The following is a 12581-nucleotide window of genomic DNA, read 5'->3' as shown; positions in this document are numbered from 1 at the left end:
AGGTCAAAATGAAGATCGCAATCGACCCGTTCATGCATCGGCATCTCTCGCTTGAGGAGTTGCCGAAGAAGGTCAAGGAGCTCGGCTACGACTGGATCGAACTCTCCCCGCGCGGCGATTTCCTCGAATGGTTCAAAGCGCCGCGCGTCTTTCCCGAGCGGATCAAATCATTCAAGCGCGCGCTGAACGAGGCCGATGTCGGTATCGCCTCGCTGCTGCCGATGTACCGCTGGGCCTCCAACGACGAGATCGAACGCAAGGCCGCCGTCAAGCACTGGAAGCGGGCGATCGAGATCGCCGTCGAGCTGGAAGTCGGCGTGATGAATTCCGAGTTCGGCCGCGGTCCGCATCCGGACAAAGGATCGTGCTACTGCTGCCACACGGGATCGATGATCGAGGCCTGCGAGGACGCCTGGTGGCGCTCGATGGAAGAGCTGGTGCCGGTCTTCGAGCGCGAGGGCATCACACTCCATGTCGAGCCCCATCCCGAAGACTGGTGCGAGACGCTGCAGCCGGCGCTCGACATCATCCGCACGGTCAATTCGAAGAGCGTCAAATTCCTCTATTGCGCCCCGCACACCTTCTATTTCGGCGACGACACCAAGGCGATGCTGCGCGAAGCTAGGGATGTGCTGGCGCATGTCCATGTCGGCGACACCTTCAACCACAAGGCTTCGTCGGGCCTCAGATATATCCTCAACCCGCCCGGCACCAACGCACGGGTGCACCAGCATCTCAATATCGGCCAGGGCGAAGTTCCCTGGGACGAGTTCTTCGGCACGCTCGCCGAGATCGGCTTCGACGGCATCATGACCGCCTGCGTCTTCGCCTGGGAAGACAAGGCAGACCACAGCGGCACCTTCATGCGCTCGGAAATGCAGCGTTACATCGACAAGTACTGGGGGGCGAAATGACCCTCCAGGTTGGTGTCATCGGTACGGGTATGATCGGTCAAGATCATATCCGCCGCCTGACGAACGTCGTTTCTGGCGTTAAAATCGTCGGGGTGACCGATATCGATCAGGCCCGCGCTGCCGCTGCCGCCCCCGCAGGGGCGGAGGTATTCGCCACCCCTTCGGCACTGATCTCTTCGGAAAAAGTCGAGGCTGTGATCATCTGCTCGTGGGGGCCGGCGCATGAGGAGCAGTTGCTCGCCTGCATTGCCTCCGGCAAACCCGTCTTCTGCGAAAAACCTCTGGTGACATCCGAGTCGGCCGCGCTTCGCGTGATGGAGGCCGAAGCCGCCGGCGGCCGGCGGCTTATACAGGTGGGCTTCATGCGCCGCTTCGATGCCGATTATCGCCGATTGAAAGCGGTTATCGACGGAGGCAAGCTCGGCGCCCCGCTGATGTTCCATTCCGTGCATCGCAATGCCTCGGTTCCCGAGGGGCTCTACACCTCCGAAATGCCGCTCAACGACACGCTGGTACATGACGCCGATATTTCCCGCTGGCTCCTGTCCGACGAAGTCACCGGGGTAGAGGTGCGTGTGCCGCGCCGCTCCACGCGCGGCGGCGCGTTGCGCGATCCGGTTTTCGTGCTCCTGCACATGGCCTCCGGCGCGCTCGTCGATGTCGAGATTTCGGTGAACATCGCCTATGGCTACGACATCCGCGGCGAGGTCAGCTGCGAGGCGGGTGTGGCCGCGCTTCCGAACCGCCCGGCGACCGTGATTTCAGACACGAACGGCATTCGTCAGGCGATCCCCGAGGACTGGCGCGAACGCTTCATCGATGCTTACGACCAGGAATTCCGCGAATGGATCGTCGCCGCCTCGAATGGCACGGCCTCCGGCCCTTCCACCTGGGATGGATATGCGGCGACGCTCGTGGCCGACGCCGCCCTACGGGCGGCGGCTTCGAACCAGTCAACATGATAGCGAAACCCAATCTCTACGGACGTCCGGCCGCCATGGCGGCGGAGTGATCCGGCAGGTTATTTCAGGAGCGATGATCGGATGATCAACGGAGAAAGATTGATCGAGCGCCCCTTGCGCTGGGGCATGGTCGGCGGCGGCCGCACCGGGCAGGTGGGCTACAAGCATAGAACCGGCGCCCAGCGGGACGGCACCTATCGGCTTGTCTGCGGAGCCTTCGACCTCGACGCCGAGCGCGGGCGCGATTTCGGCACGAAGATCGGCGTCGCCGCCGACCGATGCTACGGCGACTACAAGGAGCTGATCGCAGGGGAGGCCGGGCGCGAGGACGGCATCGAGGTGGTCTCGATCGCCACGCCGAACTTCACCCATTACGAGATCACCAAGACGTGCCTGGAAGCCGGGCTGCACGTGATCTGCGAAAAGCCGCTGTTCTTCACCGTCGCCGAATGCGATGAGATCGCCAAGCTCGCCGAAGAGAAATGCCTGATCGTCGGCGTGACCTATGGTTTCACCGGCCATCCGCTGGTCCATCAGATGGCGGCGATGGTCAAAAAGGGCATGCTCGGCGAGATCCGCATCGTCGACATGCAATATACCCACGGCTTCAATTCGGGCGATGATGTCGGCGCCGGCGAGGCAGTGAAATGGCGCACCAATCCGAAGACGGCGGGCCCGACCTTCGTTCTCGGCGATATCGGCACCCACCTCTATTATCTCTCCGAAGTGGTGCTGCCGCATCTGAAGATCGAAAAACTGCTCTGCGACCGCAAGGCCTTTATTCCGACCCGCGCGCCGCTCGAAGACCACGCCACCGTTCTCATGCATTACGATAACGGCGCCCGCGGCCGTCTCTGGGTGTCGTCGGTCAATGCCGGCAACATGGGTTCGCAGCGCTACCGTTTCGTCGGCTCCAAGGCTTCGATCGAATGGTCGGATGCCCAGCCCGACCAGCTGATTTACGAAGTCCAGGGCGAGCCGAACCGCACCCTGCACCACGGCATGCCCTATCTCGAAGAGGAAAGCCTTGCAGCCGATCGCATGGGCGCCCTGCACACCGAGGGCCTCGGCGACAGCTGGGCGAACATCTACCTCTGGATCGCCCAGGCGATCGACGCAAAGCGCCGCGGCGACGAAGCCTTCCTCAACGGCCATCATTATCCCAGCATCGAGGCCGGCACCGACGGCGTGCGCTGGCTGGAAAACTGCGTCCGCTCGGCGGATGCGGGTGCCGCCTGGATCGATTTCAAATAGCTCCCTCCGGGGGCGCGCCGGGAACTCCTCCACCCCTCTCACAAGGCGCGCCCTCATTTTTGATAAGGAAAGATCGAGACGATGAAACTCTCCATTTGCACCGACGTGATGGGCAACCTGTCATTTACCGACATGCTCGACAAATGTGTTGAACTCGGCGTCGAGGGCATCGAAATGACCGGCGGCGGCTGGTCGCGTGCCCCACATTTCCACGCCGACGAACTGCTTGAAGACAAGGGGCTTTTGAAAACCAAGCTTAAGGAAATCGAAGCCCGCGGCCTTGAAATCGCGGCTCTAAACTGCTCGGCAAACCCGCTCGATCCCGGCGAGATGGGCAAGCGCCACCGCAAGGAAATGGAGCAGACGATCCGTCTTGCCGGCGAAATCGGCGTCAAGACGATCGTGACGATGTCCGGCCTGCCGGAAGCGGCCCCCGGCGACACCGTGCCGAACTGGCTCGTCTACACCAAGAGCTGGCCCGAAGAGATGCCCGAGCGCGACCGCTACCAGTGGGAAGACCGTGCCTTCCCGCTCTGGCATGACCTGGTGAAGCTCGCGAGAGAAGTCGGGGTCGAGAGATATGCGCTCGAAAATTTCTCGGCCATGCTGGTCTGGAATCCGGAGACCCTGTTCCGCCTGCGCAAGGAGGTCGGCCCGTCCGTCGGCATGAATCTCGATCCCAGCCATCTGTTCTGGAAGGGCGCCGATCCGATCGCTTCGGCCCGCGCGCTGGGAAGCGCGATCCATCACTGCCACGGCAAGGATACGCGCATCGAGCGCGGTCTCGCTGATGTCAACGGCCTGCTCGAACTCAAGGACGTCACCGACGTCGCCAACCGCAGCTGGAATTATGTCGCCGTCGGCGCCGGCCATGACCTGCAGTGGTGGAAGGAGTTCTTCTCGGTCGTCCGCATGGTCGGCTACAACGGCTGGGTCAGCCTCGAAATGGAAGACTTCACCATGTCGACCGATGCCGGGATCCAGTCCTCCATCGACGCGCTGCAGGCGACGATCAGCCGATGATGGAGCGGCGCCGGCGACGATGAGCAATCGGTGCCGGCGCTCCAAGATCGATCTGGACACTATTATGGACGCATGTTCTATAAAATGGACAGATTCGACGGGAGCGCGCCATGCATCTTTCCATGTGGACTTATCCCTGGGATATCCAGGACCAGGGGCTCGGCGTCTTTGCCGCCGAGCTTACCGGCCGGGCAGGCCTGACAAGGGTCAGCCTGGCGACCTCCTATCATGCCGGCCGCTTCCTTCAGCCGCGCAGCCCGCAGCAGAAGGCCTACTTCCCCGAGGACGGGACGGTCTACTTCCGGCCGGACGAAAGCCTGTGGCAGGACAAGCTGATCCAACCGCTGATGGCGAGCAATGTGACCGAGCGCGGCGATATGCTGGCAGCGCTCGTCAGGGAGCGCGAGGCGACAGGTCTTAAATTCTCCTGCTGGACGGTCTGCCTGCACAATACCCGTCTCGGCGTGCTGCATCCCGATCACGTGACGCGAAACGCCTTCGGCAATCTCAATTATTACAACCTCTGCCCCTCCAGCCCAGCCGCGCGGGATTATGTCGTCACTCTCGTGCAGGACATCACGACGAACTACCGGCCTGACATGGTCGAGCTCGAGAGCCCGAACTTCATGGGCTTCGCGCATGAATATCATCACGAAAAAGATGGGGTCGGCCTGAATGCCGAAGACGATTTCCTGCTGTCGCTCTGCTTCTGCGATCATTGTATCGCGCGCGCCGCCAGGGCCGGCGTGCCCGTGGAAGGCGCGCGCAGAACTGTAGCGCGCTTCATCGTCGAACTCTGCGAACGAGCGGTGCCGGAGCGGCAGTTCCCCGATTTCCCGGCGGCTGGCATCGATGCCTTCCGGGACCATCCCGATCTCCACGCCTATCTAGCGTGGCGCAGCGAACCGGTGACCAGCCTGATCGGCGAGATCAAGGCCGCGGCCGATCCGGCGACGCGTATCGTGCTTATCGATTTGAAGGACGGCTGGCTCGGCGGCGTCGATCTCGCAGCCGTCGGCAAGCTCTGCGACGGGGCAATTCTTTGCTGTTACGACATGACGCCGGAGGCGGTCGGCGATGTCATCCGAGCCGGCCGAGCGGCAATCGGGCGGGAAAAGTTCCTTGGAGTCGGCCTGCGCATCTTCTATCCCGAGGTCAGCGGACCCATGGTGCTCGCCGCACGCGCCAAGGCCGCCGTCGATGCCGGCGCCGACGGCGTCAATTTCTACAACTACGGCCTCATTCCGGCAAAGCGCCTCGACTGGGTCAAGGCCGCGGTGGACGCAATCAGTTAAGTGGAATCGCGCGCGGGGATTGGCTCAGGATGCGATAGATTCGGCGATCTGGATCAGGCAGTCGCCGGCCTGGCTGTCGCAATGCAGCCTGTGGGAAATCACCATGCCGCTCTCGGCAAAGCGCAGCTCTTCCTCCGTCTGCTCCAGGCGTTCCAGATCATGATACCATCCCGCCAAATCGCCGGCGGCAACGACGGTGCCGAGCCCGACAGCCGGCTCGAACCAGCCTCTGCGGCTCGCATAGATGCCCTGGCTGTGCCGAGATAGCGAAAGCAGATGCAGCGGCCCGGGCTGAGGGAGCGTTCCGCGCGACAGGACCGGGCGCTCGACAATGCCGAGCGTCACGAGCAACCGGTCGATCGCCGCCGCCGTGAAGGCCATTGTCTGGGGCGTCACGGTTCCGCCGCCGCCGAATTCGCCGGAAAGACCGATAATCCCCGCCCGTGCCGCGGCCCCCATCGATGTCGGCGCTGCCGGCCCGTTATCGGCGATGAAGGCATAGGACGCGCCGAGTGCCCGCATCAGCGACACGGAGCGCTCGAAGCGGACGGCATCGGCCTGCCGCTCGATCAGCGTGCAGGGCAGGTGCGCCATCGACGTGCCGCCGGAGTGCAGGTCGAGCAGGACGTCGTGCCGGGGAAAGAGGTCATGCTCGAGGAAATGCGCCATTCGCGCTGTCGGCGAGCCCATGGGGTCACCGGGAAACGCACGGTTGAGGTTGCCGCCGTCGAACGGCGAACAGCGCTTGGCCGCCATCACCGCCGGCAAGTTCGCCATCGGCAAGATGGTGACGGCGCCGCGGATTTCCGCAACATCCAACAGCCGCATCAGCCGGCCGAGCTGCAGTTCACCCTCATACTCGTCACCGTGATTGCCCGCCATCAGCAGCAGAGACAGGCCCTCGCCGTTCCTGAAATGAAAGACGGGGATGCGGATCTGATAATAGGGCGAACGGTCCACCGAATAGGGAATTGCGAGGTGGCCGGCTTGCCGGCCCTCACGCGAGAAGTCGATCGGGTTGACGAGGCCGCTGTGCATGATGTCTCCAGTCCAGGCGGTTACTGCGCCCTCAGAGGGCTGCGACCGCGGTCATTTCGACGCGCAGATCTGGATCGGCGAGGCGTGCTTCGGTGCAGGCGCGCGCAGGCGGGTTTTCTATATCGATCCAACCGTCATAGACGCCGTTCATCGCCTCGAAATCGACGATTGCCGGCAGGAAAACATTGACGGCGATCAGACGAGAGCGGTCCGTACCGGCTTCCTTCAAAAGAGCGTCGATTTTGCCGAGCACATCGCGAGTCTGCTCTTCGATCCCTGCCTTGCGATTTTCCGCGACCTGGCCGGCAATATAGACGAGACCGCCATAGCTGACGGCTTGGCTCATTCGCGAACCTTTCTGATAACGCTGGATCATGGGCAGGTTTTCCTTTTCTTGCTTTTTGAAGGAGAGGTCAGCCGAAGCTTGTGAGATAGGCCGCCGTCACCGAATGCTCGGGGTCGAGACCATAGAGAATGGCATGCCGGTCAAGGCAGGTGCATGGATGCGAGATGCCGAACTCGATTACGTCGCCGACGCGGACGTCACTCGCCTCGGCAAGGGCGACGAAGGCGTGTTGATCGTTGAGTCGGAAAACCTCGGCGCCTTTGAGGTCGCCGAGGCATGCCCCATCGCGATAGAGCGCCAGCGGCCGTGGCAGGCCCTGGTCCATCGCCACGTCGCGCATGCCCATGCCTGAGATCGCAAGCCGCGGCTCCGGCCGCGACAGGACTTCGGCCCAGACTCGCAGCGCCGGACGAAACCCTGCCGCCGCCGAAAGCGTCTCGCCAGCCACACGGAAACCGCCGCGCGCATCGAGACCGGCAAGGCCGCGCTCGTAGACGCCGTGATCATGGAAGAAGATGGCGCCGCTACGCAGGATCAGCCGGCAGACCGGATCGGCCGCAACCGCGGCCGAAAGCCCGGCGATCACGACATCGAAAAACACCGAGCCGCCGGCCGTCACAAGAAGCGGCCGGTCAGGGCCGGTGCGGGCGCGCACCTTCGGCAGAAAATCTGCCGTCATCGCCATCAGAGTCTCGATGCGAAGCATCGTCTCTGCCGCATCGGCGGTCGCGGCAGCACCTTCATAGGCGGCGATGCCGCTCAACCGGAAGGTCGACGTCTCGGCGGCAAGGATCGCATCGAGAACTGCCTCAGCGGCAGCGGCGCTGCGGATGCCGGCCCGGCCGGCGCCGAGCTCCACCAGCAGGCCAAGAGGCGGCAGGTCCATGCGCTCTCGCCACGCGGATCGGAGCGCTTCGACCAGCGCTGCCGAATCCACGAAGACGTGGAGTTCCGCATCGGGATACTGGCCGAGCAAAGCCGCAAGCCGTCGGGCGGCGGCCACGCCGCCGATCTCGTTGGCGAGGATCAGGCGGCGTTGTCCCGCCTCGAGCAGGACGGCGGCCTGGCGGATATCGGCGACTGTCGTGCCCCAGGCACCCGCCGTCACAAGCGCCTTTGCCAGCACCGTCGACATCGGCGTCTTGGCATGCGGCGCAATTTCGGCGCCGTGGCTTTTCACATAAGCCATCATCAGTTCGACATTGGCGGAGAAGGCCTGCCGATCGAGCGAGATCAGCGGCAGAGCCATCCTGCCGTCATAGGGCTTCCATCCCTGCTTGCCGATTTCCGAGAGCGAAAGCGGCGGATGGCCCGGCGGAAAGCCTCGCACCCGCTCATCGATCAGCAGGTTTTCCCAGGCAGCATGAAGGTCAGACATGGCAGCCCCTCCGGGCGTCGGCCGGTTCGGCGATACCGAGACGGTAGGTGTCGTTGGCGGTGGCAAAGAACAGAGCGCGCTGCTCGCCCGGAGAGAGCTGCGAGGCGACCGTACGGAAAACCTCATAGATCTCGTCGAAAGAGGCGTGCAGACCTGCTACCGGAAAATCGCTCGCAAACATCGAACGTTCCGGCCCGAAACAATCGAGGCAATGCTCGATCACCGGCCGCAGGCTTTCGAGTGTCCAGTCATTGTCGTAGGCGACGAGATCGGAAATCTTGAGCCGCACGTTGGCCTCTCTGCCGAGCGCCCGCAGGCCGCGGCGCCAGAGCGCCATGCCCTCCTGCGTCCGGTCAGCGGGGCTTCCGCCGTGATTGAGCACGAAAAGCGTTTCCGGAAAAGCCCGGACGAGCTCAAGCGCGTCATCCATCTGCCAGGGATAAAGCATCAGGTCGAAGACCAGCCCGAGCCGCGTGGCATGGGCAAGCCCCGCCCGCCAGACGGGATCCCTCATGCGATCCGGACGCGACGCAAAACTCTTGGCCACATCGGGATGCCAGCTCAGAATATCGCGGATGCCGACGACGTTGGAGTTTTCCGCTTCCGCCTCGAGCAAGCGCGCGGCGTCCGGCCGATCGAGGGCAATGCCGGCGATATAACGGTGCGCCACGCCGGAGCGGCTGTCGAGCCCATCCAGCCAGCGGCTCTCCTCCAGCGGATAGGCAGCGGACCAGCCGGCCTCGACATGAACGGTCGCAACCACATTCTGGCCCGCGGCGTCGGCGCGATAATCGTCGATGCCATAGTCGCGCAGGATCGGCGCCAAGCTCCCGAACACCATCCCTTCACCGGATGCCCGCGCCTTCTCAAGCCAGGGATGACGCTGCAGGCCGAGGTCCCAGAGATGATGGTGCGGATCGATTACCGGCCCATCGTAGCGTCCCGTCATCGGCGCGCCTCGCGGCCGGAAACGAGCAGGAGGGTGAGGATCAGCGTGCCGAACATGATCGACCGCCAGCCAGGCGAGGCGTTGACGACGGTGATCAGCGCCGTCGCCGTCACAAGCAGGATCGCTCCCGGAACGGTCCCGGCATAGGTGCCGCGGCCACCGAGAATTGAGGTGCCGCCGAGCACGACGGCGGCGATCGAGGTCAGCAGATAGGGATCGCCGATGCCGACATAACCCTGCCGATTCATGCCGAGAACCAGAATGCCGGCAAGGCCGGCGAAAAAGCCCGACAGGGTATGGGCGATCAGCGTGCTGCGCGTGACGCTGACGCCGGAAAGCCGGGCGGCCAGCGGGTTCGCCCCAACCGCGAGGAAACGGGCGCCGATCGGCATGCGGTGGACGAGCAGCAGGACGACAACCGCAACGACGAGCCACAGAATGATGCCCGAGGGAATGCCGAGCGGCCGCGCCTGCCCGAGCAGGATGACTGCGGGATTGCTGACGGTGACGGCGCTGCCGCCGGCGACGATGACGAGCAAGCCCTGCAGGAAGGTCGCCATGGCAAGTGTCATGATGATCGGCGGCACGCGGAGATAGGTGGAACCCGCGCCGTTCATCAAACCGATGCCGGTGGCGATGGCAAGCGCCGCCGCGATGCCGGCAAGGCCGGTCGGATCCCAAGCCGGCGAGATCAGGGGCAACAGGATCGCCGTGACGGTGATAACGGCGCCGACGGAAAGATCGATGCCGCCCATCAGAATAACCAGCGTCTGCCCGGCGGCAACGATGCCGATCACGGCGGCGAGCTCGAGAAGGTAGCGCAAATGGCCGTAGGCGCCGAAGCCCCGCAGCGTGAAGCTTGCGACGATCCACACGAGCGCCACCAGAAGGAAGGTCAGCAGCGGCGGGTTGCGGAATGCTGATCTGACGATGTTCAACGTCTTGCCCTCCACGCGCCGAGAAGTTCCGGAACGGCAACCGCGCCGACGATGATCAAGCCTTGAGCGACATATTGCGCCACCGGCGGGAAGCCGAGGAAGAACATGACGTTGATCATGACCGAGAGCAGCAGGCTGCCGCAGATCGCACCGCGCATCGTGCCCTTGCCGCCGAGGAAGCCGACGCCGCCGAGCACGGCGGCAGCGATCGAGTTTAGCGTGAAGGGCGTGCCGATGACAGGATCGCCGGAGCCGGTCTGCGCGGCGACGAAGAGGCCGGTCAGCGCAGCCAGCAGACCGGAGAGCGCGAAAGCCGTGACCTTCACCCGTTCGACGGGAACGCCGGAACGGAACGCCCCGACCGGGTTGTCGCCGGCCGCATAGATGCCGAGACCGAGCGGCGTCGCCAGGAAGGCTTTCCAGAGCGCCAGGATCACCGCGAGCATCAGAAAGGCGACGGGCGTATGGCCGGCCAGCACCATCGACAGCCAGTCGGGAACGGTGCCACCCGGCCGCGGCAGCAGAATGAGTGCGACGCCGCTGATGATGAAGGAGCCGGCGAGCGTGACGATGATCGCAGGAAGCCTCAGATAGGTGACGATGGCGCCGGTGACGGCGCCGACCGCAAGGCCGGCGGCGGCGACCGCGAGAATGCCGCCCGGCGCGCCGAGCGCCCCTTCCATCGTCGTCGCGGCGATGACCGCGCCGAGGCTGACGAGCGGACCGATCGCCAGCGTGATGCCGCCATTCAGCATGAGCAGCGCCTGCGCCATGGTGACGAGTGCGAGCGGGAACCAGTTCTGCGTGAACTTCGAGAAGCCGCCGATCGAAAGGATGCCCGGGAAGAGCATCGCATAGAGGATAAGAAAGGCTGCGACGACAAGATAGAGGCCGGAGAGGCCGCGATTGCGGCGCATCTGGATCGAGGGATAGAGCCGGGATGAGGAATTGGTGTTCATGCCGCCTCTCCCCGCGCCGTGGTGTTGACGCCCATGGCCGCACCGACGATCGATCCTTCGCTGATCTCATCCTGCGACAGCATCGCCGCGACGCGCCCTTCGCGCAGAACCACGACACGATCGCAGAGATGCACGAGTTCCGGCGTATCGGAACTGGCAAGGATGACGAGCCGCCCCTCGGCGGCGAAGGCGCGAAGCATGAGATAGATTTCCCGCTTGGTCTCGATGTCAACGCCGCGGGTGGGATCGTTGAGCAGCAGAACGGACGGATCGAGCGGCAGCCATTTGGCAAGCGCCACCTTCTGCTGATTGCCGCCGGAAAGCGCCTGTACCGGGCGGGCTGTATCACCTTTGATCGTCAGGCGGTGCGCGAGATCGGTGATCAGGCCGGTTTCCGCCGGCCGGTCGCGCAGGCCCTTGACGGCGAGCCGCCCGAGCGAGGGCAGGATGAGATTGGAGGCGATGGAATGCGGCAGCACCAGCCCCTCATGCTTGCGGTCGGCCGGGACATAGACGATCCCTGCCGCATTCGCCTCGGCGACATTAGCGGGCAGGCCAGGGTTGCCGGATATTTCCGCTCGGGCGGCTGCGGCCGGAATGGCGCCGTAGAGGCCAAGCAGCAGGTCTTCCTGCCCTTGCCCCACGAGCCCGCCGATGCCGACGATCTCGCCGGAGCGGGCGGAGAAAGCGATGTCGCGAACCATGCCGGCGGAAAAGCCTTCGACGCTGATGCGCATGACACCGGGTGTCGTGGCGCCGCGCGGCGGGAACAGGTCGCCGGTCTCGCGGCCGACCATGAGACGCACCAACCCTTCGCCGTCGATGCCGGAGAGCGACTGATCCGCAGTGACCCCGCCGTCTTTCAGCACCGTGACATGCGAGCAGAGCGCCTGCACCTCGTTCAGACGGTGGGAAATATAGAGGAGTGCCATGCCGCGACGCTTGAGCGTCTCGATCAGCCGAGCAAGGATGCCGGCTTCATGGGCCGAGAGTGACGAGGTCGGCTCGTCGAGGATCAGCACGCGCGGTTTGCGGAACAGCGCCTTGGCGATCTCCACCATCTGGCGGCGGCCGAGCGCGAGGTCGGCGACCGGCATGTCGAGCGGTTCGGTGAGCCCCACCATGCCGCACACCTCCTGCACCCGGCGTTGAAGCGCTCGGTAATCGATGAGACCGAAGCGGCGCGGAAAGGCGCCGAGCCCGATATTTTCGGCAATCGAGAGACTGGCCGTCAGGCTCAGCTCCTGCTGAACCACAGCGATACCGGCTTTGCGGGCCGCCGCCGGGCTGAAACGCCCGACGGGTTTCCCGTCGACAAGGATAGACCCGCCGTCGGGCTGGAGGGCGCCGGACAGGAGGTTGATCAGAGTGGACTTGCCGGCGCCGTTTTCGCCGAGCAGGGCGTGAACCCTGCCCGGCAGAAGGGCGATGTCGACGCCCTTCAAAACCGGATTACCGAAAAATCCCTTGAACAGCTGCCGGGCTTCCAGCAGGGGGTTTTCTTCCGTCATGACGACGTTCCCCA

General features: G+C 64.2%; 12 protein-coding genes. 5 read left to right on the top strand and 7 right to left on the bottom strand.

From position 1 onward, the window contains the following. Nucleotides 1-8: 8 nt before the first annotated feature. From AMK02_RS22960 to AMK02_RS22940, 5 genes are all read left to right on the top strand, one after another. Nucleotides 9-914 carry a sugar phosphate isomerase/epimerase family protein gene (locus tag AMK02_RS22960; protein ID WP_064807066.1) on the top strand — a complete coding sequence of 302 codons (906 nt, stop codon included), beginning with the start codon at nt 9-11 and terminating at the stop codon, nt 912-914. Then, nucleotides 911-1876, top strand: coding sequence for a Gfo/Idh/MocA family oxidoreductase (locus AMK02_RS22955; RefSeq protein ID WP_064807064.1), 966 nt, complete (start codon nt 911-913; stop codon nt 1874-1876). The genes AMK02_RS22960 and AMK02_RS22955 overlap by 4 nt, the downstream gene beginning before the upstream one ends. An 81-nt stretch (nt 1877-1957) precedes the next feature. Then, a complete protein-coding gene (locus AMK02_RS22950; RefSeq protein WP_064807063.1) occupies nt 1958-3130 on the top strand; it encodes a Gfo/Idh/MocA family protein in 1173 nt (390 codons plus the stop codon). Between the two features lie 81 nt (nt 3131-3211). Then, on the top strand, nt 3212-4153 hold the full coding sequence (locus AMK02_RS22945) for a sugar phosphate isomerase/epimerase family protein (RefSeq protein WP_064807061.1): 942 nt from the start codon (nt 3212-3214) through the stop codon (nt 4151-4153). Nucleotides 4154-4263: 110 nt separating this feature from the next. Next, the gene (locus AMK02_RS22940; protein ID WP_064807059.1) at nt 4264-5448 is read left to right on the top strand and encodes a hypothetical protein; all 1185 of its coding nucleotides are present in this window, start codon (nt 4264-4266) and stop codon (nt 5446-5448) included. Nucleotides 5449-5472: 24 nt separating this feature from the next. Here the strand turns inward: AMK02_RS22940 and AMK02_RS22935 are convergent, their stop codons facing one another. The 7 genes from AMK02_RS22935 to AMK02_RS22905 are packed head-to-tail and all read right to left on the bottom strand — an operon-like array spanning nt 5473 to nt 12567. After that, nucleotides 5473-6486, bottom strand: a complete 1014-nt coding sequence (locus AMK02_RS22935) for a succinylglutamate desuccinylase/aspartoacylase family protein (RefSeq protein ID WP_064807057.1) — start codon at nt 6484-6486, stop codon at nt 5473-5475. 31 nt (nt 6487-6517) lie between these two features. Beyond that, nucleotides 6518-6862, bottom strand: coding sequence for a RidA family protein (locus tag AMK02_RS22930; protein WP_064807056.1), 345 nt, complete (start codon nt 6860-6862; stop codon nt 6518-6520). A 37-nt stretch (nt 6863-6899) separates the two neighbouring features. Then, nucleotides 6900-8210: an alanine racemase gene (locus AMK02_RS22925; protein ID WP_064807054.1), complete on the bottom strand. Its 1311-nt coding sequence runs from the start codon at nt 8208-8210 to the stop codon at nt 6900-6902. Next, the gene (locus AMK02_RS22920; RefSeq protein WP_064807051.1) at nt 8203-9159 is read right to left on the bottom strand and encodes an amidohydrolase family protein; all 957 of its coding nucleotides are present in this window, start codon (nt 9157-9159) and stop codon (nt 8203-8205) included. Before AMK02_RS22920 ends, AMK02_RS22925 begins: the two co-directional genes overlap by 8 nt. Then, nucleotides 9156-10097 carry an ABC transporter permease gene (locus AMK02_RS22915; protein ID WP_064807050.1) on the bottom strand — a complete coding sequence of 314 codons (942 nt, stop codon included), beginning with the start codon at nt 10095-10097 and terminating at the stop codon, nt 9156-9158. Before AMK02_RS22915 ends, AMK02_RS22920 begins: the two co-directional genes overlap by 4 nt. Beyond that, nucleotides 10094-11056 (bottom strand): ABC transporter permease, encoded by a 963-nt coding sequence (locus AMK02_RS22910; RefSeq protein WP_064807048.1) that lies wholly within the window; start codon nt 11054-11056, stop codon nt 10094-10096. Before AMK02_RS22910 ends, AMK02_RS22915 begins: the two co-directional genes overlap by 4 nt. Beyond that, nucleotides 11053-12567 (bottom strand): sugar ABC transporter ATP-binding protein, encoded by a 1515-nt coding sequence (locus AMK02_RS22905; RefSeq protein ID WP_064807047.1) that lies wholly within the window; start codon nt 12565-12567, stop codon nt 11053-11055. Before AMK02_RS22905 ends, AMK02_RS22910 begins: the two co-directional genes overlap by 4 nt. Nucleotides 12568-12581: the final 14 nt, after the last annotated feature.

It is taken from the genome of Rhizobium sp. N731 (assembly GCF_001664145.1).
GTDB classification, from domain to species: Bacteria; Pseudomonadota; Alphaproteobacteria; order Rhizobiales; family Rhizobiaceae; genus Rhizobium; species Rhizobium esperanzae.
This window is presented reverse-complemented; position numbering and strand designations above follow the sequence as displayed.

What these genes read in the sequence shown, in the direction of transcription:
- AMK02_RS22940 (WP_064807059.1), top strand. Translation starts at nt 4,264, where the DNA reads ATGCATCTTTCCATGTGGACTTATCCCTGGGATATCCAGGACCAGGGG.
- AMK02_RS22925 (WP_064807054.1), bottom strand. Translation starts at nt 8,210, where the DNA reads ATGTCTGACCTTCATGCTGCCTGGGAAAACCTGCTGATCGATGAGCGG.
- AMK02_RS22960 (WP_064807066.1), top strand. Translation starts at nt 9, where the DNA reads ATGAAGATCGCAATCGACCCGTTCATGCATCGGCATCTCTCGCTTGAG.
- AMK02_RS22910 (WP_064807048.1), bottom strand. Translation starts at nt 11,056, where the DNA reads ATGAACACCAATTCCTCATCCCGGCTCTATCCCTCGATCCAGATGCGC.
- AMK02_RS22935 (WP_064807057.1), bottom strand. Translation starts at nt 6,486, where the DNA reads ATGCACAGCGGCCTCGTCAACCCGATCGACTTCTCGCGTGAGGGCCGG.
- AMK02_RS22905 (WP_064807047.1), bottom strand. Translation starts at nt 12,567, where the DNA reads ATGACGGAAGAAAACCCCCTGCTGGAAGCCCGGCAGCTGTTCAAGGGA.
- AMK02_RS22920 (WP_064807051.1), bottom strand. Translation starts at nt 9,159, where the DNA reads ATGACGGGACGCTACGATGGGCCGGTAATCGATCCGCACCATCATCTC.
- AMK02_RS22955 (WP_064807064.1), top strand. Translation starts at nt 911, where the DNA reads ATGACCCTCCAGGTTGGTGTCATCGGTACGGGTATGATCGGTCAAGAT.
- AMK02_RS22950 (WP_064807063.1), top strand. Translation starts at nt 1,958, where the DNA reads ATGATCAACGGAGAAAGATTGATCGAGCGCCCCTTGCGCTGGGGCATG.
- AMK02_RS22945 (WP_064807061.1), top strand. Translation starts at nt 3,212, where the DNA reads ATGAAACTCTCCATTTGCACCGACGTGATGGGCAACCTGTCATTTACC.
- AMK02_RS22930 (WP_064807056.1), bottom strand. Translation starts at nt 6,862, where the DNA reads ATGATCCAGCGTTATCAGAAAGGTTCGCGAATGAGCCAAGCCGTCAGC.